Below are 25373 nucleotides of genomic sequence, written 5' to 3'. Positions count from 1 at the left end.
TGGACGAACATATCGCGTCTGCATGTCGGCGTCAATGCACACGATGTATCGCGTCTGAGGCGATCACGCAAGGGCGTGAGGACTTGGGCCCGCCCCGGACACGCCCGCGTGACGCGTCCGAAACAGCGCGTCCCTAATTTCTGTCGCCCGACAGGAAATCCGCCTGACAGGCAGGTACCGCCGTGACGACCATCGACGACCGCTCCCTGAAGGAGTCCGACGACCGCTCCCTGGAGGAGTTCGGCTACCGCCAGGAGCTGCATCGCAGCCTCGGCCGGTACGCCTCGTTCGCCGCCGGGTTCTCCTTCATCTCCGTACTGACGACCGTCTTCCAGTTCTTCGCCTTCGGGTACGCGTTCGGCGGCCCGGTCTTCTTCTGGGCCTGGCCGGCCGTCCTGGCCGGCCAGGTGCTGGTGGCCGCCTGCTTCGCCGAACTGGCCGCCCGCTACCCGATCTCCGGCGCCATCTACCAGTGGTCCTCACGCCTGTCGAACCCGTCCTTCGGCTGGTTCGCCGGCTGGATCATGGTGATCGGGCAGGTCGTGGTGGTCGCGGCGGCCGCGCTCGCCCTCCAGATGGTGCTGCCCGCGCTGTGGTCCGGCTTCCAGCTGATCGGCACGGACACCGCGGTGACCTCGGCCGACGGGGCCGCCAACGCCGCCGTGCTGGGCGTCGTCCTGCTGGTGCTGACCACCCTCGTGAACGTCATGGACAACCGGGTGATGTCCGTGATCAACCGGGTCGGGGTGACCGCCGAGATCATCGGCGCGGTACTGATCGTCGTGCTGCTGCTCACCCACTCCAAGCGCTCCCCCGGCATCACGTTCCACACCGGTACGGCCGCCGAGGGCGGTCTGCTGGGCGCTCTCCTGGTCGGCTCGTTCACGGCCGCGTACGTCATGATCGGCTTCGACAGCGCGGGCGAGATGAGCGAGGAGACCCACCGTCCGCGCCGTACGGCGCCGCGCACGATCCTCACGGCGCTGACCGCCGCGGGCCTGCTCGGCGGCCTCGTCATCCTGGGCGGCCTGCTGGCCGCGCCCAGCCTGACCGACGGGCACCTCGGGGTCGACGGGCTCAGCTACGTCCTCACCAGCAGTCTCGGCGACGGGGTGGGCCGGGTGCTGCTGGCCGACGTGGTGGTGGCCATCGCGGTGGCGACGCTGGCGATCCAGACCGCGGCCTCGCGGATGCTGTTCTCCATGGCGCGGGACGGGCAGCTGCCGTTCGCCGACCGGCTGGCGCGGGTGAATCCGCGCACCGGGATGCCGGGGGCACCGGCCGTGGTGGTGGGGGTGCTGGCCGCCGTCCTGCTGCTGCTCAACTTCGCGTCCCCGGACGCGTTCCTGGCGATCGGGACCACGTGCATCGTGATGCTGTACCTCGCGTACGCGATGGTGACCGGGCCGCTGCTGGTGCGGCGGCTGCGCGGGGAGTTCCGGGTCGGGGGGACGGACGAGACCGGGGCGCCGCTGTTCTCGCTGGGGCGGTGGGGGGTGCCGGTGAACGCGGTCGCGCTGCTGTACGGGCTGGCGATGACCGTGAATCTGGCGTGGCCCCGGGAGGCGGTGTACGACCCCAGTGGGGGCCACTGGTACTTCCGGTGGTTCACCGTGCTGTTCTTGACGGTGACGGTCGTGGTGGGTGCGGTCTGGCGGCTCACCCGGGCGGAGTCCCGGAGCGCGGTCGCCGTGCCGGAGGCTGTGGCTTAGTGCGTCGGGTGCGGGTGCCCGGGGGCCGGTCGCGCACGCGGCGGAGCCGCTTGTCGATACAGCCCCGCGCCCTGAAGCAGCGGCGTCGCGCTTACCCTTGGCTGCGATGAGACGTAAGACCAGCATTCCGCCCTCGCCCCTCCCCCAGCGCCAGGGGGTGGACCCTGTTCGGGTCCGGTTGCCCTTCGCCGGGGAGTGGGCCACGGTCGGCGAATACCTGGTCGCACGGCTCTCCGGAGCGGCCCCCGGTGTCGTCGAGGAGATGCTGGACTCGGGGCTCGTCGTGGACGCCGACGGACATGCCGTCGCCGCCCACGCGCCCTGCTCCCCCGGCCGCTACCTCTGGTTCCACCGCGACCTGCCTCCCGAGGTCCCCGTCCCCTTCCCGCTCGAGGTCGTCCACCGCGACGACCACCTCGTCGTCGTCGACAAGCCGCACTTCCTCGCCACCACCCCCCGCGGCAGCCACGTCACCGAGACCGCTCTGGCCCGGCTGCGGCGGGAGCTGGGGATTCCCGCCCTGGGAGCCGCGCACCGGCTCGACCGGCTCACGGCCGGACTCGTGCTGTTCACCGTGCGGCCCGAGGAGCGGGGCGCGTACCAGACGCTGTTCAGCGAACGACGGGTGCGCAAGGAGTACGAGGCGATCGCGCCGTACGACCCCGCGCTCGCCGTTTCCCGGACCGTGCGCAGCAGGATCCTCAAGGAGCGCGGGGTACCGGCGGCGCGGGAGATCGCGGGCGAGCCCAACGCGGAGACGGTCGTCGAGCTGGTCGAACGCAGCGGTGACCTGGGGCGCTACCGGCTCACCCCGCGCACCGGGCAGACCCATCAACTGCGCGTCCACATGAGCGCGTTGGGTGTGCCGATTCTCGGCGATCCGCTGTATCCGGTCGTGACCGGCCCCGTGCCGGACGGTGACTTCCGGCGGCCGCTGCAACTGCTGGCGCGTCGGCTGGAGTTCACCGATCCGGTCACGGGGGTGGAGCACCGGCTGTGCAGCGCACGGACGCTGCGGGCGTGGGAGTCGTACCAGGCCTGGGCCGGTGAGGGGATCCGTTAGCGGCCCAGCCACCAGCGGCGCAGCCTGGGCCAGACGCCGCGGGGCCTGGCCGGTTCGGAGGCGGCGACGGCCACCGGCGACGGCTGGGGCTCGGGTACCGGCACGGGTTCCGGTGCGGGATCCGGTGCGGCCGGGCGGGGGATGCCGACCTGCCAGTCGGTGCGCTGCGGGGGGACGAGGGCCGGGCTCGGCATGAGGGTGACGTCCTGCTTCGGCTTGGGGTCGAAGCGCACCGGCAGTTCCACCAGGTGCCGGGAGGCGATGGAGGCGCGCCAGCGCAGCTCCTCCTCGTCGCAGTCGAGCTGGATGTCGGAGAGCCGGGTCAGCAGCTGGTCGACGCCGACGTCGGCGATGGCACGGCCGATGTCCTGGCCGGGACATTCGTGCGGGCCGCCGCCGAAGGCGAGGTGCGAGCGGTTGCCCTGCATGTTCGCGTTCAGGTCGGGGCGGACGCGCGGGTCGACGTTGCCCGGCGCGGGCGCGTAGAGCAGTCCGTCGCCCTTGCGGATGCGCTGGCCGCCGAGTTCCGTGTCCTGCTTGGCGAAGTAGGCGAAGACGGTGCTGAAAGGCGGCTCGTCCCACAGGGACTGCTCGATCGCCTCCGGCACGGTCATCTGGCCGCCGTTGAGCTGGGCCCGGAAGCCGGGCTCGGTGAGGACCATGCGCAGCGCGTTGGCGAGGAGGTTGGCGGTGGTCTCGTAGGCGGCGTAGAGGACGACCCGCAGGTGCTGGGCGACCTCGTCGTCGTTGAGTCCGGCCGGGTGGCTGACGAGATAACTGGTGAAGTCGTCCTCGGGGCGGGCCCGGCGGCGGGCGGTGAGCCGGGTCAGGCAGCCCATGACGTACTCGTTGCTGGCGATCGCGGTCCCGGTGCCCTTGAGCGCGTCCCGGGTGGCCTCCACGATCCGGTCGTTGTACTCCTCGGGCATGCCGAGGAGCTCGCACATGACCGCCATCGGCAGGTGCTCGGAGTACTGGGAGACCAGCTCGGCGCGGCCCTTCTCACAGAACTCGTTGACCAGCAGCTGGGTGTAGCGGCCGATGAGACGGCGGATGCTGCGGTGGTCGATCGTGGTCATGGCGCCCTGGACCGCGGCCCGCAGCCGCAGGTGTTCGTCGCCCTCGGCGTGCGAGCAGATCGGCTGCCAGGCGATGTGCGGCATGAGCGGGTGGTCGGGCTTGACCATGCCCTCACGCAGCGGGGTCCAGATGCGGCTGTCCCGGGTGAAGACGGCGGGGGTGCGGACCATCTGGAGGTTCTCGGTGAGCCCGAGGACCACCCAGATCGGCACGTCGTCGTGGAGCAGGACGGGCGCCACGGAGCCGTGTTCCTCGCGCAGCCTCTCGTACAGCTCGCCCAGGTGGTCCGCGTCGGCGCCGTAGAGGCGCTGCAGTCCGCCGGGGCCGCGGTCGTGCGCCGGACAGCCGGGCGGCGGGACCGGGTCCGTGCTGGCGCCGGCCTGGAAGGGGGATTCAGGCGTCACAGTGATCGCTCCGAGGAGATCCGGAAGAACGCGGAAGAGTCCGACATTCGGGAGGGGGGTGTCAGGTGAGCGCGCCGGACATGGCGAGCGAGTGCAGGAAGCGCATCAGGGTCATCAGGACGTCGCGGCTGGAGGCCCGGCGGCGGGCGTCGCACTCGATGATGGGGACGTCGGGGGGCAGGTCCAGCGCGGTGCGCAGCTCGTCGATGGGGTAACGGGGCCCGTCCGGGAAGGAGTTGACGGCGACGACGAACGGCACGCCACGCTCCTCCAGGCGTCCCATCACGTCGAAGCTGACCTCCAGGCGCCGGGTGTCGATGAGGACGACCGCGCCGAGGGCGCCTTCGAACAGGCCGTTCCACAGGAACCAGAAGCGCTCCTGGCCGGGGGTGCCGAAGAGGTAGAGGACCAGCTGGTCGGTGATGCTGATGCGGCCGAAGTCCATGGCCACGGTGGTGGCGGTCTTGGAGTCGGAGCCGTAGTTGTCGTCGACCCCGATGCCGGCCTGGGTCATGGTCTCCTCGGTGGTCAGCGGTCTGATCTCGCTGACGGAACCGACCATGGTGGTCTTGCCGACCCCGAAGCCGCCCACGATCACGATCTTCACCGCGGCCTGGGCGGTGTGCGGGAGGTGGTCCTCGGTGCGGGGGCCGGGGATCGTGTCAGAGCCGTTGAAGTCCATGCATCACCGCTTCGAGAAGTGAACGGTCGGGGAGCGCCTGGCGGACGATGGGGGCGCGCGCCTGCACCAGTTCGGCCGTGATCAGCTCGGTGATCAGTGCCGTCATCGCGCTGAACGGCAGGTTGAGGTAGGCCGAGAGCTCTGCCACGGAGAGCGGGGCGAGACAGAGCCGGAGCAGCGCCGCCTGCTCCGGGGTGAGGGAGGGCGGTGCGGCGCCGCGCGCCACGATCAAGGTGACCAGGTCGAGTTCGGCCCGGGCGCCGTCGGCGCCGCTGATGACGTAGAGCCGTTCGGGGTTCTTGTTGTCCTCGTCCTCGCCGCCGTTCTCGGGGGCCGGCGGCGCGGACGGGACCGGGGGCGGAGCGGGGTCCGGCCTGGGCCGGCGCCGTTTGCGTTGCGGAGGAGTCATACGGTCTGCCCGTTCCGCCGGGGCGGACTGGTGAGGTGGGCGCCGATGCGGACGACGAGGTCGCGCATCATCTCGCTCATCCGGCCCGGTTCGCAGGTGACGTCGGCGAGCACGGCGAGGTAGGCGTTGGGGCCGGCCGACATCAGGTAGAAGTAACCTCTGTCGATCTCGATCAGGACGAGGTTCATGTCGCCGTTGCTGATGGGGAGTTCCTGGGCGACGGCGCCGGCCAGGCTCTGCACGCCCGCGCAGGCCGCGGCGAGCCGGTCGGCGGCGTCCGGGTCGCCGCCGTGCCGGGCGATGCGCAGTCCGTCCGCGGAGAGCACGACGATCATCTCGACGCCGGGTACGCCGTCGGCGAGCTGCTTGAGCATCCAGTCGAAGTTGCCTCGCTGCTGAATCACTTGAGGTCCCCCTCGTCGTCGGCCTCGGTGCCGGCCGGATCGTTGATCAGATGCAGGTACTTGGTGGGGTTCCGGGTGAAGTCGGTGGGGTGGACACCCGGGTTGTTCTTCTTGAGCCCCTCCCAGAAGGCCTCGACCCAGAGGCCGGGCTCGCGGCGCTCCGGCTCGGGTTCGGGCTCCTTGTGCTGCGACCAGATGGTCGGGTTGCCCTCGCGTTCGGCGCGCTCGATGGCGGCCTGCTCGGCGATGCGCCGGCTGAGCGGCGTCTTCATCCGGCTGCGCCGCTGCGGCAGCCCGCCCGCCGTCCACTCGGTGACCTCGGGGACGTCGTCCTCCATGGAGATCCCGGCGGGGATGCGTGGGCTGGTGGGCCGGCGCCGCTTGGGCGGGCGCTTGGGGCCTTCGAGAGCGCCCAGCTCGGGCTTGGGGATGCCGGTGGCGCCGATGCCGTGGGCGATGCCGGGGGCGGGGTCGGTGGTCATCATGTCGCTGGGCACGATGAGGACGGCCCGGACGCCGCCGTACGCGGAGGCGCGCAGCGAGACGTCCATGTTGTAGGTCTTGCACAGGCGGCCGACGACCGAGAGGCCGAGCCGCGGGTTCTCGCCGAGGACCTGGATGTCCTTGCCCTGCTTGGCCTTCTCCAGCAGGCCCTCCAGGCGGTCGCGGGCCTCCTCGTTGAGGGTGACGCCGGCGTCCTCGATCTCGATGCACACGCCGGACTGCACCTCGACGGCGGTGACGTGCACCTTGGTGGAGGGCGGCGAGTAGCGGGTGGCGTTGTCGAGGAGTTCGGCGGCCGCGTGGATGACCGGCTCGACGGAGGTGCCCTTGATGTTGACCTGGCAGATGGAGTGCAGCTCGATGCGCCGGTACTCCAGGATCCGGGACATGGCGCCGCGCAGCACGCTGTAGAGGGCGACGGGGTTGGGCCACTGGCGGCCCGGCCGGCCGCCGCCGAGCACGGAGACCGAGTCGGCAAGGCGCCCGATCAGCGCGGTGCCGTGGTCGATGCGCAGCAGGTCGTCGAAGACCTCGGGGTTGCGGCCGTGGTCCTCCTCCATCTCCCGCAGTTCGTGGGCCTGCTGGTGGACGATGGCCTGCACGCGCCGGGCGACGCTGACGAAGGAGCGCTCCAGGGAGTCGCGCTGCAGGTCCTCCTCGTCGACGATGTCGAGCATGATGCGGATCAGCCGGCGCTGCGACTCGGGGGCGTGGCGCATCCGCGGGTCGACGTCGAAGAGCTGGCGCACCACCTCTTTGGGTGACTCACCGGCCTTCAGCCGGTAGAGCGCGGTCGGGAAGACCTCCCGGCCGAGGTGTTCGATCTCTTCCTCGCTCGCGGTGAGGCGCCGTTCCAGATACGCGCTGTGACGGTCGTGCTCGGCCCGGGCGTCCTGGAGCCTGCGGCCGCGGCGCACCGCTTCCGCCGCCGTCGCGAGCACCAGCAGCATGCCGACGGCCCCGCACACGCCGACGGCGATCCGGGCGGGCCCCGCCACCAGGACGACGGCGGCGACGGTCGCCGCGGCCATCAGTATGGCGGGCAGCAACAGCACGCGCGCCAGGGAAAGTTCACGGCCATCGGGAGGCGATTGCACACTCACCATGTATGCCTTCTGAGACGAATCGGCTGGGTGTCGGGGGAGCTCGTGGGGGGAAGGTTCATGGAGCAGTCTGGATCTTCCGTATGTTTGGGAACAGGCGCACGAATTCACCTCAACTCGGTGCGCCGCGGGCGAGCCTAGTCCGACCGGATCAACGCCGTGTCATATTCGGCAAGCACCTGAAAATGCCCGAACCACTGGAGTAACCTCGGTCGTTTTACACAGAGGGCATTCGTTCGAACACACCCCGTCACGGCGTACGGGCGTACGGGGGTCACTCACCGTGCCGGGTGAAAGGAGCCTTGGGAGCGAAACCTCCGCGCCTCCGCGCCCCTCCTCAGACCCCCACGATCCGGAGCGCGGCCTCGGCCGTGGCCCGGGCGAACTCGCGGGCGGGGCGCTCCGGTTCGGAACGGTGGACGAGGATGACGCCCTCGATCAGACCGAAGACCAGATCGGTCCGCAGCTCCAGCTCCCCCTTGGCCAGCGCCCCGCCGGCCGCCGTGCCGGCGATCAGCTGCCGGTAGGCATCCTTGAGCTCGGCGCGTACGGCGTGGAAGCCGGCGAACCGCTCGGCGCGCACCTCGGGCAGCAGATAGAGCGCGCCGAGGTTGTGCGGACCGGCGCACAGCAGCTCCACGTCGGCCCGGCACAGCAGCCGCAGCCGCTCCTCGGCCGGGGTCGCGTCGTCCGCCAGCAGCTCCCGCGCGCAGGCGAGGGAGGGCGTGACGGTGGACTCCAGGAGCTCGGCGAGCAGATCCTCCTTGCCGGAGACGTAGTGGTACATCGACGCCTGCCGCATGCCCGCCCGCTCGGCGACCGCCCGGGTGGTGGTGGCCGCGTACCCGTGGGTGGTGAACAAGTCGGCCGCCGCCGCGAGCAGTTCGGCCCGCGGTTCGAGACCGCTGTCCGGTCGCTGCGCGGCCCGCGGCCGGCCGACCCGGCGGCCACTGCTCGTCCCCATGCGTTCGATCCTCGCACACGACCCCGTACGGCGATCACGCCGACGCCGGCCCCCGGCCGGCCGCCGCACCCGGTGAGCCCTCGGCAACCGGGCCGTTACGCCACGGCAATGCCGCCGAGCCGGCCCGCCCCTAATTTCTGTCGAGCGACAGAAATTACCCCCAGTCCGAGGAGCCGGAGGTCAGCGATGGCGACAGCGACAACGCACGGAGCCCGCGCCCACGCCCGCGCCCAGGAGGGCACCCGCGCCGAGGCCATGCCCGTGGTACCGGCCGCCGACTGGCCGGACCCGCCCTGCGAGGCGGGCCACCTGGTGTGGGCCGAGACCGTGGCGGGCGGCAACTACACGCACCGCGTCCTCGCCCGCGGCACCGAACTGCGCCTGACCGACCCGGCCGGTGACGCCTGCGCCCACCTGCTCCTCTACGCCGACGGCCGCCCCTGGGAGCGGCTCAACGTCGCCGACACCGTCAAGGTCCAGTGGAACGCCTACCTCGGCGAGGGCGTCCTGCTCCTCTCCGACCAGGGCCGGGTCCTCGCCTCCGTCGTCGCCGACACCTCCGGCCGACACGACGCGCTGTGCGGCACCTCCACTCTGGTCCGCAACACCGAGCGCTACGGCGACGGCACCCCGCAGTCGGCCTCCCCCGCCGGCCGCGAACTGTTCAAGCTGGCGGCGGCCAAGAACGGCCTGGAACCGCGCGACCTGCCGCCCTCCCTGTCGTTCTTCCAGGGCGTGGAGGTACGCGAGGACGGCTCGCTGGAGTTCACCGGCCCGTCCGGCCCCGGCGGCAGCGTCACGCTCCGCACCGAGCAGGACGTGACCGTGCTGATCGTCAACGTCCCGCACCCGGCCGACCCGCGCCCCGACTACGTCAGCACCCCCCTGGAGGTGCTGGCCTGGCGCGCCGCGCCCACCCCACCCGGCTCCCCGCTCTGGGACGCCACCCCCGAAGGCCGCCGCGCCTTCCTCAACACCGCCGAACTCCTCGCCGCGAGGGGGGTCGCATGAGCACGCGGACCGTCGTCCCGGCCCGCGCCGCCTGGTCCGCGGTGATCCCCGGGGGCGACACCCTGACCATCACCGACCTGCACGGCAACCAGGCCGTCGACTTCCTCGTCTACGACGCCCACGACACGTCGGTGCGGTACAGCGCGCCCGACACCGTGCACGCCCAGGGCAGCATCTTCCTCACCACCGGCAGCGTGCTGCTCTCCAACGAGCACACCCCGCTGATGACGGTGACCGCCGACGAGGTCGGCCGGCACGACACGGTCGGCGGCGCCTGCTCCAAGGAGTCCAACACCCTGCGCTACGGCCACCACACCTGGTCCCAGCACGCGTGCGTGGACAACTTCCTCGCGGAGGGCGCACGGCACGGCCTCGGCAAGCGCGACCTGGTCTCCAACATCAACTGGTACATGAACGTGCCCGTCGAGAAGGACGGCACCCTCGGCATCGTCGACGGCCTCTCCGCCCCCGGCCGGAAGCTGTCCCTGCGCGCCGAACGCGACGTCCTCGTCCTGGTCTCCAACTGCCCGCAGATCAACAACCCCTGCAACGGCTTCGACCCGACAGCCGTCGCGATGACGATCACCGGGGCCGCGCGATGACCTCCTTCGACAAGCTCCTGGTCGCCAACCGCGGCGAGATAGCCGTCCGCATCATCCGCACCGCCCGCGAACTGGGCCTGCGCACGGTCGCCGTCTACTCCGACCCCGACCGCTCGGCCCCGCACGTGCGCCTCGCCGACGAGGCGGTCCGGCTCGGCCCGGCGCCCGCGAAGGAGTCGTACCTCGACGCCGACCTGGTCCTCGGCGCGGCCAAGGACACCGGCGCGGGCGCGGTCCACCCCGGCTACGGCTTCCTGTCCGAGGACGCCGACTTCGCCCGGCGCTGCGCGGAGGCCGGGATCGTCTTCGTCGGCCCGACCCCCGAACAGCTCGAACTCTTCGGCGCCAAGCACACCGCGCGGGCGGCGGCCCGGGCCGCCGGTGTCCCCCTGGCGCCCGGCACCGGTCTGCTGCACGACCTCCCCGAGGCCCTGCGCGAGGCGTCTGCGATCGGCTACCCGGTCATGCTCAAGGCCACCGGCGGTGGCGGCGGTATCGGTATGTCGGCCTGCCGATCGGCCGACGAACTGACCGACGCCTGGGACCGCGTCCAGCGGGTCGCCGCCGCCTCCTTCTCCTCCGCCGGGGTCTTCCTGGAACGCCTGGTCGAGCACGCCCGGCATGTCGAGGTCCAGGTCTTCGGCGACGGCGACGGCCGGGTCGTCACCCTCGGCGACCGGGACTGCTCCCTCCAGCGCCGCAACCAGAAGGTCGTCGAGGAGGCCCCGGCCCCCTGCCTGCCCGACCCCGTACGCGCCCGGCTCGCCGACGCCGCCCGCGATCTGTGCGCCTCGGTCGGCTACCGCTCGGCCGGCACGGTCGAGTTCGTGTACGACGCGGCCCGCGAGGAGGCCTACTTCCTCGAGGTCAACACCCGCCTCCAGGTGGAACATCCGGTCACCGAGGAGATCTACGGCGTCGACCTGGTCGCCTGGATGCTGCGCCTGGCCCGCGGCGAGACCGACGTGGTACGCGACCCGGGCGCCCCGCGCGGCCACGCCGTCGAGGCCCGCGTCTACGCCGAGGACCCCTCCCGCGAACACCGGCCCAGCGCGGGCCTGCTGACCCGGGTCGAGTTCCCGGAGGGCGTCCGCGTCGACGGCTGGGTGGAGACCGGCACCGAGGTGACGACGTCGTACGACCCGATGCTCGCCAAGGTGATCGCCTACGGCACCGACCGCGCCGAGGCGCTGCGGCGGCTCGACGAGGCGCTGGCCCGCACCCGCGTCGACGGCATCGAGACCAACCTCGGCCTGGTCCGCGCCGCCCTCGCCGACCACCGCTTCCGCTCCGCCGCCCACTCCACGGCCACCCTCGCCACGGTCACCGACCCCACCCCGCGGATCGAGGTCGTCGCCGCCGGCACGCTCACCACGGTCCAGGACTGGCCGGGCCGCACCGGCTACTGGCAGGTCGGCGTCCCCCCGAGCGGCCCGATGGACGACCGCTCCTTCCGCCTCGGCAACCGCGCCCTCGGCAATCCGCAGGGCGCGCCCGGCCTCGAATGCACCCTCCAGGGCCCCTCCCTGCGCTTCACCCACCCCACCACCGTCTGCGTGACCGGCGCCCCGGCCCCGGTGACGGTCGACGGCGTCCCGGCCGCCCAGTGGGAGCCGGTGACCGTCCCGGCGGGCGGCCTGCTGGAGATCGGCGCCCCCGCCGAACACGGCCTGCGCACCTACGTCCTGTTCGCCGGCGGCGGCCTGGACGTCCCCGCCTTCCTCGGCAGCGCGGCCACCTTCACCCTCGGCCGGTTCGGCGGCCACGGCGGCCGGGCGCTGCGCACGGGCGACGTCCTGCACGGCGGCGCCGTGACGGACGGCGAGCCGGTCGCCGAACGCCCGCGCCTCACCACCGCCTGGCAGCTCGCGGCCGTCGAAGGACCCCATGCGGCCCCGGAGTTCTTCACCGAGGACGACATCCGCGACTTCTACGCGGCCGAGTGGAAGGTGCACTTCAACTCGGCGCGCACGGGGGTCCGCCTGGTCGGCCCCAAACCGCGCTGGGCCCGCACCGACGGCAGCGAGGCGGGCCTGCACCCGTCCAACATCCACGACACCCCGTACTCGGTCGGTGCCGTCGACTACACCGGCGACATGCCGGTGCTGCTCGGCCCCGACGGCCCCTCGCTGGGCGGCTTCGTCTGCCCGGCGACCGTCCTGAGCGGCGAACGCTGGAAGCTCGGCCAGCTCCGCCCCGGCGACACCGTCCGCTTCACCCCCGTCGACGTGACGGGTGCCCCCCGCCCCGAGATCGTCGACGGCGGAGTCCTGGCCCGCGACGGCGACGTGACCTACCGGCGCAGCGGCGACGACAACCTGCTGGTCGAGTTCGGCCCCATGCAGCTCGACCTCGCCCTGCGGATGCGTGTCCACGCGCTGATGGAGGCGGTGACCGCCGCGGACCTGGACGGGGTCACGGACCTCACCCCCGGCATCCGCTCCCTCCAGATCCGGACCGATCCCCTCGTCCTGTCCCAGGCCGAACTCCTCGGCGCGGTACGGGAGATCGTGGCGGGACTGCCGCCCACCGACGAACTGGTTGTGCCCTCCCGCACGGTCCACCTCCCCCTGTCCTGGGACGACCCGGCGACCCGCGAGGCGATCGCCCGCTACATGGCGGGCGTCCGCGACGACGCCCCCTGGTGTCCGTGGAACATCGAGTTCATCCGCCGGATCAACGGCCTGGACTCGGTCGACGACGTCCACCGCACGGTCTTCGACGCGGAGTACCTGGTCCTCGGCCTCGGCGACGTGTACCTGGGCGCCCCCGTGGCCACCCCGCTGGATCCCCGCCACCGCCTGGTCACCACGAAGTACAACCCGGCCCGCACCTGGACCGCCGAGAACTCCGTCGGCATCGGCGGCGCCTACCTGTGCGTCTACGGCATGGAGGGCCCGGGCGGCTACCAGTTCGTGGGCCGTACGACCCAGGTGTGGTCGGGCTGGCAGCAGCGCGGCGCGTTCGAGCCGGGCATGCCGTGGCTGCTGCGGTTCTTCGACCGGATCAGGTGGTACCCGGTGTCCGCGGACGAACTCCTCGACCTGCGCGCGGACATCACCTCGGGCCGTTTCGTCCCGCGCATCGAGGACGGCACCTTCTCGCTCGCCGCGTACGAGGGCTTCCTCACCGAACACGCCACAGCCATCGAGGAGTTCAGGTCGCGTCAGCAGACGGCCTTCGCGGCGGAGCGCGACGCGTGGGAAGCGGCGGGCGAGTTCGCGCGGGCGGAGGCCTCGGCCGCACCGGCCGCCGCACCGGCCGAGGTGTCCGTCCCGCCGGGCGGCCGTCTGATAGAGGCCGAGTACGCGGCGTCCGTATGGCAGCTGAACGTGGCGCCGGGCGACGAGGTGACGGCGGGCCAGCCGCTCCTCGCCCTGGAGGCGATGAAGATGGAGTCCAGGGTGCACGCGCCGGTTCCCGGTGTGGTGACGGAGATCCTGGCCCGGCCCGGCGACCAGGTGGAGGCGGGGACGGCCCTGCTCGTCCTGGCGCCGGCCGCGAACTGAGCGACAGGAGCGAGACCATGTCCAGCACCCTCTCCCGGGTCCATGCCGCCTACGCACGCATCGAGGCCGTCGACCGGCCCGAGATCTGGATCGACCTGCGCCCGCGGGCCGAGGTGGAGGCGGAGGCCCGCGCGATCGACGAGCGGGTGGCCGCGGGGGAACACCTTCCCCTCGCGGGCCGCCTGTTCGCCGCCAAGGGCAACATCGACGTACTCGGCCTGCCCACGACGGCGGGCTGCCCGGCGTACGCCTACGCACCGGAGGCCGACGCACCTGCGGTGGCCCGGCTGCGCGCGGCCGGCGCACTCGCCCTCGGCACCACCAACCTCGACCAGTTCGCGACCGGCCTGGTCGGCACCCGCTCCCCGCACGGCGCGGTCCGCAACGCGATCGACCCGAGCCGGATCAGCGGCGGCTCCAGCTCGGGCTCGGCCGTCGCCGTGGCCCTCGGCATCGTCGACCTCGCCCTCGGCACGGACACGGCGGGCTCCGGCCGGGTCCCGGCCGCCTTCAACGGCATCGTGGGCCTGAAGCCGACCCGGGGCCTGGTCCCGACGGCCGGTGTGGTCCCGGCCTGCGCCTCCATCGACTGCGTGACGGTGTTCGCCCGGACGCTGGCGGAGGCGGAGCAGGCACTGTGGTATGTCACACACCACCCGGACCGCCCCCTCCCGCCCCTCCCCCAGCGTCCCCCGGGCCCCTGGCGCATCGCCGTCCCGCCCCTGACCCAGCTCGGCGAGCTGGACGAGGGCTGGGCCGGGGCCTACGAGGCGGCGGTGGACCGCCTCGCCGCCGCCGGCGCGTCGATCCGCGCGCTCGACCTGACCCCCTTCACCGAGGCGGCCGCGATGCTGTACGAGGGCGCGTTCGTGGCCGAGCGCTACACGGCGGTGGGTCCTTTTGTCGACAAGTTGATCGCGTCCGGCGGCGCGGGCCTCGACCCCACGGTGGCCGGCATCATCACCCGGGCCCGGGACATCCCGGCCCACCGGCTCTTCACCGACCAGGACCGGCTGGCGGACCTGCGCACCCGAGCCCTGGCCGCACTCGGCGACGCGGACGCCCTGCTGCTCCCCACCACCCCCGGCCACCCCACCCTCGCCGAGGTGGCCGCCGACCCGCTGGGCGCCAACGCCCGCCTGGGCCGCTTCACCAACTCCACGAACCTCTTCGACCTGGCCGCGGTGGCGGTACCGGCGGGCGAGGTGGACGGCCTGCCGTTCGGCGTGATGCTGATCGGCCCGGCGTTCACGGACGAGCGGCTGGCCACGATCGCCCGCGCCCTGGAGCCGCGGGTGAGCCTGGCGGTGGTCGGCGCCCACCTGACGGGCCAGCCGCTCAACCCCCAACTCCTGTCACTGGGGGCGGTCCTGGACCGTACGACGACGACGGCCCCGGTGTACCGCCTCCACGCCCTGCCGACGACTCCGCCCAAGCCGGGCCTGGTCCGGGTGGGCGAGGGCGGGGCCGCGATCGAGACGGAGGTGTGGAGCCTGCCCCCCGAGGGCCTGGGCCGCCTGCTCGCGACGCTCCCCCACCCCATGGCTCTCGGCCGCGTCGACCTGGCGGACGGCACCAGCATCCCCGGCTTCCTGTGCGAACCGAGCGCACTGACGAACGCCGAGGACATCACACGGTACGGAAGCTGGCGGCACTACCTGAACGAGGGCTGACGCACCCCACCCGCTTGAGGGCGCGGGAAACTGCGCGACCAGCCACAGCCCACCCGCACCCGCACCCGCACCCGCACCCGCAGACGAACCGCTACCCCACCGACGAGTACGCCACAACCCCCCGCAGCACCAGGTCGACCGCCTTCCGCGCGGTCTTCCCCACGGTCGAGCCCTCCGCAGGTGAGGCCGCCGAGAGCTGCCCGAGCACGTCGATGACCTGCTTGCACCAGCGGACGAAGTCACCGGCCGGCATCTCCGCCTCCCGCAGCACCTCGTCCAGGCCCGTCCCCGAGGCCCACATGTAGACGGCCCAGGCGAAGCCGAGGTCCGGTTCGCGCTGCCCGACGCCCTCGGTCTGGCTGATCCGGAAGTCCTCCTCGAGGGCGTCGAGGCGCCCCCAGATCCGCACCATCTCGCCGAGCGCGGCCTTGGCCTTCCCGGAGGGCAGCTTGGGCGCCATCGCGTCGTCGCCGACCCGGGCCTCGTACACCAGCGCCGAGACGCACGCGGCGAGTTCGGCGGGGCCGAGGCCCTCCCAGACGCCGGCCCGCAGGCATTCGCTGGCCAGCAGGTCGAGTTCGCCGTACAGCCGCGCCAGCCGCTTGCCGTGTTCGGTGACCTCGTCGCCGCGCAGGTAGTCCAGTTCGGTCAGCAGCGCCACGATCCGGTCGAAGGTCCGGGCGATGGTGTTGGTCCGCCCCTCGATGCGCCGCTCCAGCTGGGAGGTGTCCCGGATCAGCCGGTGGTAGCGCTCGGCCCAGCGGGCGTGGTCCTCGCGGTCGTTGCAGCCGTGGCAGGGGTGCGCCCGGATGGCGGTGCGCAGCCGCGCGATCTCCCGGTCGTCGGCGGCCTGCGAGCGCTTCTTGCGGGCCCGTTCCGGCGGGATGTGCCCGGCCTTGGTACGCAGCGCGGAGGCGAGGTCCCGGCGGGACTGCGGGGAGCGGGGGTTGAAGGACTTGGGGATCCGCATCCGCTCCAGCGCCTCGACCGGCACCGGGAAGTCGATGGAGGCGAGCCGCTTGACCTGACGCTCGGCCGTGAGGACCAACGGCCGGGGCCCGTCGTGCTGTTCGAAGCCGCGGTGCCCGTTGGACCGCCCGGCGGGCAGCCCGGGGTCGAGGACCAGGGCGAGACCGGCGTACTTGCCGGTCGGCACATGGATGACGTCGCCCGGCTTGAGCTTCTCCAGGGCGACGGCCGCCTCGGCGCGCCGCTCGGCCATGCCCTGCCGGGCCAGTTCGGTCTCCCGGTCCTTCAGCTCCCGCCGCAGCCGCGCGTACTCCTCGAAGTCGCCGAGGTGGCAGGTCATGGACTCCTTGTAGCCGGCGAGCCCCTCCTCGTTGCGCTGCACCTGACGGGAGATCCCGACGACCGACTTGTCGGCCTGGAACTGCGCGAACGACGTCTCGAGCAGCTCCCGCGAGCGGTGCCGCCCGAACTGGTCGACCAGGTTTACCGCCATGTTGTACGACGGCTTGAAGCTGGAGCGCAGCGGGTAGGTGCGGGTGCCGGCGAGCCCGGCGAGGTGCTCGGGGCTCATGCCGCGCTGCCAGAGCACCACGGCGTGGCCCTCGACGTCGATGCCGCGGCGGCCCGCTCGGCCGGTCAGCTGGGTGTACTCGCCGGGGGTGATGTCGGCGTGCTGCTCGCCGTTCCACTTGACGAGCTTCTCCAGCACCACCGAGCGGGCGGGCATGTTGATGCCGAGCGCGAGGGTCTCGGTGGCGAACACGGCCTTCACCAGGCCGCGTACGAAGAGTTCCTCGACGACCTCCTTGAAGGTCGGGAGCATGCCGGCGTGGTGGGCGGCGATACCGCGCTCCAGGCCTTCGAGCCACTCGTAGTAGCCGAGGACGTGCAGGTCCTCCGGCGGGATCGACGAGGTGCGCTCCTCGACCAGGGCGCGCACCTTGTCCCGCGCCTCGTCGTCGTTGAGCCTGAGACCCGCGTGCAGGCACTGCTGGACGGCGGCCTCGCAGGCGGCGCGGCTGAAGATGAAGGTGATGGCGGGCAGCAGGCCCTCGTTGTCGAGCCGTTCGATGACCTCGGGGCGGCCCGGTGTCCACGCCCGGGAGCGCTGCCTGCGCTCCCGCTCCCGGTCGGCCTCGCGCATGGCCCGGCCGCGTCTGCGGTCCTGGTACGAGGGGCGCTGTGCCTCCATGCGGGCCAGCCGGGCGAGGTCGGGGTTGACGGCCTTCTTGTGGCCCTCGCCCTCCTCGAACAGGTCGTACATCCGGCGTCCGGCGAGCACGTGCTGGAAGAGCGGGACCGGCCGGTGCTCGGAGACGATGACCTCGGTGTCGCCACGGACGGTGTCGAGCCAGTCGCCGAACTCCTCGGCGTTGGAGACGGTGGCCGACAGGGAGACCAGGGTCACGGACTCCGGGAGGTGGATGATCACTTCTTCCCAGACGGCGCCGCGGAAGCGGTCGGAGAGGTAGTGGACCTCGTCCATGACCACGTAGCCGAGGCCGATGAGGGTCTGGGAGCCCGCGTACAGCATGTTCCGCAGGACCTCGGTGGTCATGACGACCACGGCGGCGTCCGGGTTGATGCTGTTGTCACCGGTGAGGAGGCCGACCATGCCGTCGCCGTAGCGGCGGCACAGGTCGGCGTACTTCTGGTTCGACAGCGCCTTGATGGGTGTCGTGTAGAAGCACTTCTTGCCCTGCCGGAGGGCGAGGTGGACGGCGAACTCGCCCACGATCGTCTTGCCGGAGCCGGTGGGGGCGGCCACCAGTACGCCCTTTCCTGCTTCGAGCGCCTGGCAGGCCTCGATCTGGAAGGGGTCGAGGCCGAAGTCGTACATCTCGCGGAACGACGCGAGCGCGGTGGCCTGCTCGGCGGCCCGCTTGCGGGCCGCCGCATACCGCTCGGCCGGTGAGAGGTCCTCTGTCATCGTGCTTTCGAGCGTACCGGTCCCCACTGACAACAGGACGATCATTATCCGGAACATGGGACGACGGACAACGAAGAGGTGCCCGCGTCGGGGGACGCGGGCACCTCCCGGTGGCTGTGGTCGCCCTGTCAGGTCACGTCGTCGTAGCCGTTGACCCGGTCAGGGCCCTCGGGCAGCGCGCGGCTGGCGGAGACGGTCTCGATCTCGCCGATGTCCTCGGGGCTGAGGTCGAGGTCGGAGGCCTCGTCGTCGTCGAGGCCGTCGTCGTCGCGGCGGCGCTTGCGCCGGTCGTTCAGGAGGGAGAACAGGACCGCGCCGAAGTACAGCACCCAGATCGGCCCGGCGAGCGCCAGCATGGAGAGCGGGTCGGTGCTCGGGGTGGCCACGGCCGCGAAGACCGTGATGCCGAGGATCATCGCCCGCCACCAGCCGAGCATGCGCCTGCCGGTGATGATGCCGGTGAGGTTGAGAAACACCAGGAGCAGCGGCAGCTCGAAGGAGAGGCCGAAGACGATCACCATGCGGGTGACCAGCTGCAGCAGGTCGTCGAGCGGCAGCAGGTTGCTCACCCCGTGCGGGGTGAAGCCCATGAGCACCTTGGCGGTGGTCGGCAGGATCTTGTACGCGAAGAACGCGCCGGCGAAGAACAGCGGGACGCCGGTTCCGACGAACGCGTAGGCGTACTTCTTCTCGTGCCGGTGCAGACCGGGGGCGACGAACGCCCACAGCTGGTACAGCCAGACAGGCGAGGCGAACACCACACCGGCCATCAGGGAGACCTGGAGGGCGAGCGTGAAGGGCGCGAGCAGACCGTTGATCGTGATCTGGGCGCACTGCTCGTCACGGGTGGTCTTGTTGATCTCCGAGAAGGTGTGGGCGCAACCGACGGAGTCCAGGATCGGCTTGGTGAGGAAGTCGATGATGTTGTTGTAGAAGAAGGCGGCTACCACCGTGATGACGATGATGGCCAGCATGGCCTTCGCGAGCCGGTTGCGGAGCTCACGAAGATGATCCGCGAGAGGCATCCGCCCCTCGGGATCCCTCTCCTGTTTGCGGGCAGACTTTGGCAACCCACGTCCTCATCTCGTGCGGCAGGCCGGGGGCTACCGGCCTTGCGTCAGCGCTGGGTGGTGTCCGACGGCTCGTTGACCGGGCGGGCGCTGGTCACGTCGCCGGGGGCCGCCTGGATGGTGCGCTGGGCCTGGGACTGCTCGCCGGAGGCGGGCGCCTGGGCGGAGCCGGTGGTGTTGCCGTCTTCCTTCATCGCCTTCGCTTCGCTCTTGAGGATGCGAGCGGACTTGCCGAGCGAGCGCGCCATGTCGGGAAGCTTCTTCGCGCCGAACAGCAGGATGACGACGACGAGGATGAGAATGATCTCGGGGGCGCCGAGCCTTCCGAACATAAGTCTTTACCTTCTCACCGAGGCGGCTGGGTGGGATGCTGTGCGATCCGTCGGACACGCGTCCGAGTGATCGTGCTCTCAGCGATCGTAACGCTCAGGGGTAAACGTCAGGCAATCCCCGTGCGTACTCCCGGTCCGCGGCACGGGCCTCGTTCTCCGTGCCGCGTTCAGCAGCGTACCTTTCCCTGCGGGCACCGTGACAGGGCGAAGTGACGCAAACCGCTTATGGCCCACTACTCACACCGCTCGCACAGCGCGGGTCACAGTGCGTCCACAGTGCGGGCCGCGCTCCCGGCCGCCCGCTCCAGGTCCTCCGCGGCCCGGTTGATACGCCGTGCCGAGTCCGCGACCTGGGCGCCCAGCCGTCGTGCCTCCAGGAAGACCCGGACGGCGAGCACGCCGAGCACGGCGAGACCCACGAAACCCACAGCTACCGCGACCATCGCCCACAACATGGGGCCGAGCCTAGACGGTGGGGTGCAGCCGCAGTGTCCTGACCCCGCCGCCGGTGAGAAGTTCGACGATCCGCTCGCCGGCGGGCTTGCGGACGGCGGCCCCGCAGTCGGGGCAGGTGAACGAGTAGAACGTCGTCTTGCTGGTGGCTCCGATGGCCAGGCGCAGGGCGCTCGCGGTGAGCTCGAAACTGCTCCGGCAGTCCGGGCAGCCGGCTCTGAACACCACGGGGACCACTCTTCTCATCCCGGCGAAGGCGGCCGCGACCGTTATCTCCCGGGCGCCCACGCCGCCCGCACCCGAAGACCCGTCCAGAACCCCCGACGACTCGTTCACCACCCCTGCCCTCCTTCTTGACCGTTCGCCTTCGGCGCGCCCCTCCGGCTCACTCGTGCCCTTCCTCGTCGCCGTGCCCGACGTGGTCGTACGCCGCCAGTGCCTCACGGGCCGCCCGGCGGGCGCTGTCGGCCAGCTCGGGCGGTGACACGATCCGGCCGTCGCCGCCGAGCCTGAGCGCCAGCCGGCGCAGGGAGGCCGGATCGGGGGTGCGCAGAGTAATACGCAGTCCGCCGTCGGGAAGCTCATCCGCGCTGTCGTGCGGGTAGTACTCGGCGACCCAGCGGCCGGCCGGGCCGACCTCGACGACCACCTCGGGGTCCTCGGCGGCCGGCTGCACCAGGGCCTCGGACAGGTCGCGCAGCTCGATCTCGGGGGGTGCGGACGGCTCGTCGAGGATCTTGATCTCGGCGACCCGGTCGAGCCGGAAGGTGCGCCGGGCCTCGGAGCGGCGGCACCAGGCCTCCACGTAGGTGTGCCCGACGCTGACCAGGCGGATGGGGTCGATCTCGCGCTCGGTGACCTCGTCGCGGGCCGGTGAGTAGTAGCGGATCCACAGCCGGCGGCGCTCGGCGATCGCCCGGTCGACGTCGGCGAAGACCCCGCCCTCGGACTCGAAGGTCACCGACAGCCGGGCGCTGGCGTCGCCCGCCTCGCCGGCCGCGGTCTCCACCTTGGCGGTGGCCCGCAGCAGCGCCTGCCGGTCGCCCTCGCGCAGCCCCGGCAACGTCGCGACGGCGCGGGCGGCGACGAGCAGCGCGGTCGCCTCGTCGGCGGCGAGCCTGAGCGGCTCGGCGGCCTCCTCGCCGAGCGCGGACGCGTTGTGCCACCAGATCCGCTCGCCGTCGGTGTCGATGTCCAGCAGATCGCCGCCCCGGAAGCTGGTGCCGCACATGGGCAGCACGTCGAGGTCGGAGACCAGCTCGTCCTCGGTGATCCCGAAGGCGCGCGCCACGTCCGCGATCCGAGCGCCGGGGCGCTCGCGCAGGTAGGTCACCAGGGAGAGCATCCGCCGGGTCTGGTCGATGGCGTTCACGGGCCTGACCGGTTTGCCTGCCACTGCCTTGCTCCGCTCCCCCTCAGCCCTTGGCCACGGCACGCAGCCGGTCCACGACGTCCGCCCGCAGCTCGGCCGGCTCCAGGACCATCACGTCCGGTCCGAACTCCACCAGCCAGGCGTCCAGCCCGTGCCCGTACGGAATCTCCAACTCGTCCCACCCGTCTCCGAGTTCCCGGACCGCGGTGGCCTTCGCCCGAAGGGGGTAGCCGGCGCCGGAGCGCAGCCGGATCAGCGCGGAACGGTCCGCGACCTCACCGGCCCAGCTCGCCACGGTCTCCCGGACGGTGACGACGTCCGGGACCGGCGCGGTGAAGGCGGTGCCCCGGGAGCGGACCTTCCCGGTGATCCGGGACAGCCGGAACACCCGCTCGGCGCCCCGGTCGCGGTCCCAGCCCGCCAGGTACCAGTGGCCGCGCCAGCACTCCAGGGCCCAGGGCTCCACGTTCCGGGTCTCGGGGTGGGCGGCGGTTACCTTGCGGTAGTCGAAGACGACCGGGCGACGGTCCCGGCAGGCCAGCATCAGCGGCTCGAAGGCGGCCTCGTGCACCGGGATCCGCGGCTCCAGGGCGCCGTGCGCCTCGTAGGGGTCGACGTCCTCGGGCAGGCCCGCCGCGCGCAGTTTCTGCAGGGCACCGCTGGCGGCACCGGCCAGCCGGGCCTGCTGCCAGACCTTCGCGGCGAGACCGAGGGCGGCGGCCTCCTCGGCGTCCAGGGTGATGGGCGGCAGGCGGTTGCTGTCGCGGCGCGCGAGGTAGCCGACCTCGCCGTCCAGGTTCTCGACGGTCTCGATCACCAGCCCGAGTTCGCGGAGATCGTCCTTGTCCCGCTCGAACATGCGGCTGAAGGAGTCGTCGCTGCCGGCTTCCAGGTAGGCCTCAATGGATTCCCGCAGCTCACGCTTGCTGAGCGGCCGCCGCGTCCCCAGCAGGCACAGCGCCAGGTTCATCAGCCGCTCGGCCTTGGCAATGGCCATCGACGCCCTTCGCCTTCCCTATGGTGCTCCTGACGGATGACCGTACCGCCCCGGAGTGTCACGGCAAAAGCCAGTCCAAACAATGACGGCCGAAACGGACACGACGCGACAAACACCGAGGGCCCGCGCACACGGCACGGGCCCTCCTCCAGCCGGTTCCCGGTCAGGAGCGGACGGCGCCCGAACGACGCCGGCCGGGGACGGGGATCAGACCCCGAGCAGGTCCACGACGAAGATCAGCGTCTCGCCGGGCTTGATCGCCGGCGTCGGGCTCTGGTCGCCGTAGGCGAGGTGGGCGGGGATGGTCAGTTGGCGGCGCCCGCCGACCTTCATGCCCTGCACGCCCTGGTCCCAGCCCTTGATGACCCGGCCACCGCCCAGCGGGAAGCGGAACGGCGTGCCGCGGTTCCAGCTGGCGTCGAACTCCTCGCCGGTGCTGAACGCGACACCCACGTAGTGCACGGTGACGGTCTGGCCCGCCTGGGCGACCTCGCCGTCACCCTCCCAGATGTCCTTGATCTCCAGGTCGGCCGGGGCCGGGCCCTCGGGGAAGTCGATCTCGGGCTTGTCGATGCTCACGTCTTCTGCTCCTGCTTGTGTACGACACGGAACCCGGACAGTCTTTCATCCCCGACCGGCTCACGCCCCCGCGACTACATCGCCGCAAGAATGTCCACCGTGAACACCAGCGTCGAACCCTTCTTCACCACACCACCGCTCGGCGGGTTGTTCCCGTAGGCCAGGTCCGGCGGCGTGACGACCACGATCCGGCTGCCCACCTTCTTGCCGGTGATGCCCTGCGCCAGCCCCTTGACGACCTGCTGCATCTGCTCGACCGAGAACTGGGCCAGCCGCCCGCTCTCGTACGTCTGCTCGAATACCTTGCCGCTGTCCCAGACCTCGCCCTTGAACTGGCACAGGACGGTCTGCGCCGACTGCACCTCGGGGCCGTTGCCCTCCAGCACGTAGTTCGACACCAGCTGCTTCGGCGGGTCCGCCTTCGGGATCTCGATCGAGGGGGCCTTGCCGTCCGTGTTCGTGCCGATCCTGGGCAGCGCGGCGTCGCTCTGCGCGACCTCCTTGCCCGTGCTGGAGCTCTTCGAGTTGAACGAGTTCAGGATGTCCACCACGAACACCAGCGTGTCCGTGCCCTTGATCCCCGCCTGCGAGTTGCCCGAGCTGCCGTATCCCCAGGTCGGCGGCACGGCCATCAGCACCCGGCTGCCGACCTTCTTTCCGGCCAGCCCGTACCGCCAGCCGTCGATGATGCTGCCCGCGGCGAGCTGCATCAGCAACGGCGTGCGGTCGTAGGACTGGTCGAAGACCTTCGCCGTGGACCAGATCTGCCCCAGGTAGTTGGCCTGGATGAAGTCGTTCTCCGCGACCGTCCTGCCGCTGCCCGCGATCACCGTCTTGACCGCCAGGTTCTTCGACGGATCCGCGCTGCCCTTGGCGACCGTCGGCTTCTCGTCGAACTTCGTGCCCGCCGTGATCGCCGGCAACGGCCCGTCCACGATCTTCGGCGGCGGCACCGAGGCGGACGCCGACGGCGAGGCACTCGCCTTGCTGGAGGAGGACGACTTGTCACCACACCCGGCGAGCGTGACCAGTCCCACGGGAAGCGCGGCAAGGAGAAGAGAGCGTCGGCGCACGGAAGAGCCTCGTAATCGGTCGATCTTGCGGATGGCGTGCGCGCAACTCTACGACGTGAGAAGGGCGCCGTACGGAAAACGTACGGCGCCCGTGTGGCGTTCTGTGCCGATCTCTCACATGCCGGCGATGAGCTTCTCCACCCGGTCGTCGACCGAACGGAACGGGTCCTTGCACAACACCGTTCGCTGCGCCTGGTCGTTGAGCTTGAGATGCACCCAGTCGACCGTGAAGTCCCGGCGCTGCTCCTGGGCCCGCCGGATGAAGTCACCGCGCAGCCGCGCCCGAGTCGTCTGCGGCGGAACCGACTTGCCCTCGAAGATCTTCAAGTCATTGCAGATCCGCGTGGCTTGCCCCTTCTTCTCCAGCAGGTAATACAGACCCCGACGACGGTGAATGTCGTGATAAGCGAGGTCTATCTGCGCCACGCGCGGATGCGACATGGTCATGTTGTGCTTGGCCCGGTACCGCTCGATGAGCTTGTACTTCATCACCCAGTCGATCTCGGTGCCGATCCGGTCCAGGTCCTCGGCCTCGATCGCGTCCAGCGTGCGGCCCCACAGCTCCAGCACCTGCTCGACCGTGCCGGTGCGGATACCGCGCCGCTCGCAGAAGTCCACGGCCTTCTCGTAGTACTCCCGCTGCACCTCGAGGGCGGAGGCCTCCCGGCCGCTGGCCAGACGCACCTTGCGCCGGCCCGTGATGTCGTGGCTGACCTCGCGGATCGCCCGGATCGGGTTCTCCAGGGTCAGGTCCCGCATCACCGTGCCCGCCTCGATCATGCGCAGCACCAGGTCGGTGGCGCCGACCTTGAGCAGCATCGTCGTCTCGGACATGTTCGAGTCGCCGACGATGACGTGAAGTCGGCGGTAGCGCTCCGCGTCCGCGTGCGGCTCGTCGCGCGTGTTGATGATCGGCCGGGAACGCGTCGTCGCCGAGGAGACGCCCTCCCAGATGTGCTCCGCCCGCTGGCTCACGCAGTACACCGCACCGCGCGGCGTCTGCAGCACCTTCCCGGCGCCGCACAGCAGCTGCCGGGTCACCAGGAACGGAATGAGGATGTCCGCGAGCCGGGAGAACTCCCCGTGCCGCGCCACCAGATAGTTCTCGTGGCAACCATAGGAGTTGCCCGCCGAGTCCGTGTTGTTCTTGAAAAGGTAGACGTCGCCCGCGATTCCTTCCTCATGCAGGCGTCGTTCGGCGTCCACCAACAGCCCTTCGAGAATGCGCTCGCCGGCCTTGTCGTGGGTGACCAGTTCGGTCACATTGTCACACTCGGGTGTCGCGTATTCCGGATGTGAGCCCACGTCGAGATAGAGCCGGGCGCCGTTCCGCAGAAAGACATTGCTGCTACGGCCCCATGACACGACACGGCGGAAGAGGTACCGCGCCACCTCGTCAGGCGACAGGCGGCGCTGTCCCCTGAACGTGCACGTGACGCCGTACTCGTTCTCCAGCCCGAAAATGCGGCGGTCCATGA

General features: G+C 71.3%; 22 protein-coding genes. 6 read left to right on the top strand and 16 right to left on the bottom strand.

The window, feature by feature from the left end:
* Positions 1 to 182: 182 nt before the first annotated feature.
* Together AB0472_RS03550 and AB0472_RS03545 are read left to right on the top strand one after the other, a co-directional pair.
* Positions 183 to 1712 (top strand): amino acid permease, encoded by a 1530-nt coding sequence (locus AB0472_RS03550; RefSeq protein WP_366353030.1) that lies wholly within the window; start codon positions 183 to 185, stop codon positions 1710 to 1712.
* A 106-nt stretch (positions 1713 to 1818) separates the two neighbouring features.
* Positions 1819 to 2775 carry an RluA family pseudouridine synthase gene (locus AB0472_RS03545; protein WP_366353028.1) on the top strand — a complete coding sequence of 319 codons (957 nt, stop codon included), beginning with the start codon at positions 1819 to 1821 and terminating at the stop codon, positions 2773 to 2775.
* Here AB0472_RS03545 and AB0472_RS03540 read toward each other — a convergent pair.
* The 6 genes from AB0472_RS03540 to AB0472_RS03515 all read right to left on the bottom strand — a co-directional run bounded on the left by AB0472_RS03540 (position 2772) and on the right by AB0472_RS03515 (position 8325).
* Positions 2772 to 4259: a cytochrome P450 gene (locus AB0472_RS03540; RefSeq protein WP_366353026.1), complete on the bottom strand. Its 1488-nt coding sequence runs from the start codon at positions 4257 to 4259 to the stop codon at positions 2772 to 2774. The genes AB0472_RS03545 and AB0472_RS03540 overlap by 4 nt on opposite strands.
* Before the next feature lie 61 nt (positions 4260 to 4320).
* Entirely contained in the window at positions 4321 to 4941 is a 621-nt protein-coding gene (locus AB0472_RS03535) for an ATP/GTP-binding protein (protein WP_366353024.1), read from the bottom strand.
* The gene (locus AB0472_RS03530; RefSeq protein WP_366353023.1) at positions 4922 to 5350 is read right to left on the bottom strand and encodes a DUF742 domain-containing protein; all 429 of its coding nucleotides are present in this window, start codon (positions 5348 to 5350) and stop codon (positions 4922 to 4924) included. Before AB0472_RS03530 ends, AB0472_RS03535 begins: the two co-directional genes overlap by 20 nt.
* Positions 5347 to 5754, bottom strand: a complete 408-nt coding sequence (locus AB0472_RS03525; RefSeq protein ID WP_366353021.1) for a roadblock/LC7 domain-containing protein — start codon at positions 5752 to 5754, stop codon at positions 5347 to 5349. The genes AB0472_RS03530 and AB0472_RS03525 overlap by 4 nt, the downstream gene beginning before the upstream one ends.
* Positions 5751 to 7364, bottom strand: coding sequence for an ATP-binding protein (locus tag AB0472_RS03520; RefSeq protein WP_366353020.1), 1614 nt, complete (start codon positions 7362 to 7364; stop codon positions 5751 to 5753). The genes AB0472_RS03525 and AB0472_RS03520 overlap by 4 nt, the downstream gene beginning before the upstream one ends.
* 334 nt (positions 7365 to 7698) lie before the next feature.
* The gene (locus AB0472_RS03515; protein ID WP_366353018.1) at positions 7699 to 8325 is read right to left on the bottom strand and encodes a TetR/AcrR family transcriptional regulator; all 627 of its coding nucleotides are present in this window, start codon (positions 8323 to 8325) and stop codon (positions 7699 to 7701) included.
* Between the two features lie 186 nt (positions 8326 to 8511).
* Between AB0472_RS03515 and AB0472_RS03510 the strand changes: the two genes are divergently transcribed.
* From AB0472_RS03510 to atzF, 4 genes are read left to right on the top strand one after another with little or no spacing between them, the layout of a single operon-like run.
* Positions 8512 to 9336 (top strand): urea amidolyase associated protein UAAP1, encoded by an 825-nt coding sequence (locus AB0472_RS03510; RefSeq protein WP_366353016.1) that lies wholly within the window; start codon positions 8512 to 8514, stop codon positions 9334 to 9336.
* Entirely contained in the window at positions 9333 to 9938 is a 606-nt protein-coding gene (locus AB0472_RS03505; protein WP_366353015.1) for an urea amidolyase associated protein UAAP2, read from the top strand. Before AB0472_RS03510 ends, AB0472_RS03505 begins: the two co-directional genes overlap by 4 nt.
* The gene (locus AB0472_RS03500; protein ID WP_366353014.1) at positions 9935 to 13447 is read left to right on the top strand and encodes a 5-oxoprolinase/urea amidolyase family protein; all 3513 of its coding nucleotides are present in this window, start codon (positions 9935 to 9937) and stop codon (positions 13445 to 13447) included. Before AB0472_RS03505 ends, AB0472_RS03500 begins: the two co-directional genes overlap by 4 nt.
* Before the next feature lie 17 nt (positions 13448 to 13464).
* Entirely contained in the window at positions 13465 to 15120 is a 1656-nt protein-coding gene (atzF, locus tag AB0472_RS03495; RefSeq protein ID WP_366353013.1) for an allophanate hydrolase, read from the top strand.
* A gap of 91 nt (positions 15121 to 15211) precedes the next feature.
* Here the strand turns inward: atzF and AB0472_RS03490 are convergent, their stop codons facing one another.
* The 10 genes from AB0472_RS03490 to pafA all read right to left on the bottom strand — a co-directional run bounded on the left by AB0472_RS03490 (position 15212) and on the right by pafA (position 25371).
* Positions 15212 to 18064 (bottom strand): DEAD/DEAH box helicase, encoded by a 2853-nt coding sequence (locus AB0472_RS03490; RefSeq protein ID WP_366353451.1) that lies wholly within the window; start codon positions 18062 to 18064, stop codon positions 15212 to 15214.
* A gap of 83 nt (positions 18065 to 18147) precedes the next feature.
* A complete protein-coding gene (tatC, locus tag AB0472_RS03485; protein WP_366353012.1) occupies positions 18148 to 19089 on the bottom strand; it encodes a twin-arginine translocase subunit TatC in 942 nt (313 codons plus the stop codon).
* Positions 19090 to 19136: 47 nt separating this feature from the next.
* The gene (gene tatA / locus AB0472_RS03480) at positions 19137 to 19421 is read right to left on the bottom strand and encodes a Sec-independent protein translocase subunit TatA (protein ID WP_366353010.1); all 285 of its coding nucleotides are present in this window, start codon (positions 19419 to 19421) and stop codon (positions 19137 to 19139) included.
* Between the two features lie 260 nt (positions 19422 to 19681).
* Complete coding sequence (locus tag AB0472_RS03475; protein ID WP_366353008.1) at positions 19682 to 19876, bottom strand: hypothetical protein; 195 nt, start codon at positions 19874 to 19876, stop codon at positions 19682 to 19684.
* A 10-nt stretch (positions 19877 to 19886) separates the two neighbouring features.
* Positions 19887 to 20120, bottom strand: coding sequence for a hypothetical protein (locus AB0472_RS03470; protein WP_366353449.1), 234 nt, complete (start codon positions 20118 to 20120; stop codon positions 19887 to 19889).
* Positions 20121 to 20259: 139 nt separating this feature from the next.
* Positions 20260 to 21270 carry a WYL domain-containing protein gene (locus AB0472_RS03465; RefSeq protein WP_366353006.1) on the bottom strand — a complete coding sequence of 337 codons (1011 nt, stop codon included), beginning with the start codon at positions 21268 to 21270 and terminating at the stop codon, positions 20260 to 20262.
* Positions 21271 to 21289: 19 nt separating this feature from the next.
* On the bottom strand, positions 21290 to 22243 hold the full coding sequence (locus tag AB0472_RS03460) for a WYL domain-containing protein (protein ID WP_366353004.1): 954 nt from the start codon (positions 22241 to 22243) through the stop codon (positions 21290 to 21292).
* 207 nt (positions 22244 to 22450) lie between these two features.
* Complete coding sequence (locus AB0472_RS03455) at positions 22451 to 22822, bottom strand: FKBP-type peptidyl-prolyl cis-trans isomerase (protein WP_093505093.1); 372 nt, start codon at positions 22820 to 22822, stop codon at positions 22451 to 22453.
* Between the two features lie 74 nt (positions 22823 to 22896).
* Complete coding sequence (locus tag AB0472_RS03450; RefSeq protein ID WP_366353003.1) at positions 22897 to 23895, bottom strand: FKBP-type peptidyl-prolyl cis-trans isomerase; 999 nt, start codon at positions 23893 to 23895, stop codon at positions 22897 to 22899.
* 114 nt (positions 23896 to 24009) lie between these two features.
* Complete coding sequence (gene pafA, locus AB0472_RS03445) at positions 24010 to 25371, bottom strand: Pup--protein ligase (protein WP_062672158.1); 1362 nt, start codon at positions 25369 to 25371, stop codon at positions 24010 to 24012.
* Positions 25372 to 25373: the final 2 nt, after the last annotated feature.

This window comes from Streptomyces sp. NPDC086777 (assembly GCF_040702065.1).
GTDB lineage: Bacteria > Actinomycetota > Actinomycetes > Streptomycetales > Streptomycetaceae > Streptomyces.
The sequence above is the reverse complement of the archived record's forward strand: the minus strand, read 5'-3'. Positions and strand labels throughout refer to the sequence as shown.

Bases quoted from the DNA above. Each gene is read 5' to 3' on its own strand.
- pafA (WP_062672158.1), bottom strand. From the start codon at position 25,371: ATGGACCGCCGCATTTTCGGGCTGGAGAACGAGTACGGCGTCACGTGC.
- AB0472_RS03460 (WP_366353004.1), bottom strand. From the start codon at position 22,243: ATGGCCATTGCCAAGGCCGAGCGGCTGATGAACCTGGCGCTGTGCCTG.
- AB0472_RS03490 (WP_366353451.1), bottom strand. From the start codon at position 18,064: ATGATCGTCCTGTTGTCAGTGGGGACCGGTACGCTCGAAAGCACGATG.
- AB0472_RS03520 (WP_366353020.1), bottom strand. From the start codon at position 7,364: ATGGTGAGTGTGCAATCGCCTCCCGATGGCCGTGAACTTTCCCTGGCG.
- AB0472_RS03505 (WP_366353015.1), top strand. From the start codon at position 9,333: ATGAGCACGCGGACCGTCGTCCCGGCCCGCGCCGCCTGGTCCGCGGTG.
- AB0472_RS03470 (WP_366353449.1), bottom strand. From the start codon at position 20,120: ATGAGAAGAGTGGTCCCCGTGGTGTTCAGAGCCGGCTGCCCGGACTGC.
- AB0472_RS03530 (WP_366353023.1), bottom strand. From the start codon at position 5,350: ATGACTCCTCCGCAACGCAAACGGCGCCGGCCCAGGCCGGACCCCGCT.
- tatA (WP_366353010.1), bottom strand. From the start codon at position 19,421: ATGTTCGGAAGGCTCGGCGCCCCCGAGATCATTCTCATCCTCGTCGTC.
- atzF (WP_366353013.1), top strand. From the start codon at position 13,465: ATGTCCAGCACCCTCTCCCGGGTCCATGCCGCCTACGCACGCATCGAG.
- AB0472_RS03535 (WP_366353024.1), bottom strand. From the start codon at position 4,941: ATGGACTTCAACGGCTCTGACACGATCCCCGGCCCCCGCACCGAGGAC.
- AB0472_RS03500 (WP_366353014.1), top strand. From the start codon at position 9,935: ATGACCTCCTTCGACAAGCTCCTGGTCGCCAACCGCGGCGAGATAGCC.
- AB0472_RS03475 (WP_366353008.1), bottom strand. From the start codon at position 19,876: ATGTTGTGGGCGATGGTCGCGGTAGCTGTGGGTTTCGTGGGTCTCGCC.
- AB0472_RS03510 (WP_366353016.1), top strand. From the start codon at position 8,512: ATGGCGACAGCGACAACGCACGGAGCCCGCGCCCACGCCCGCGCCCAG.
- AB0472_RS03545 (WP_366353028.1), top strand. From the start codon at position 1,819: ATGAGACGTAAGACCAGCATTCCGCCCTCGCCCCTCCCCCAGCGCCAG.
- AB0472_RS03515 (WP_366353018.1), bottom strand. From the start codon at position 8,325: ATGGGGACGAGCAGTGGCCGCCGGGTCGGCCGGCCGCGGGCCGCGCAG.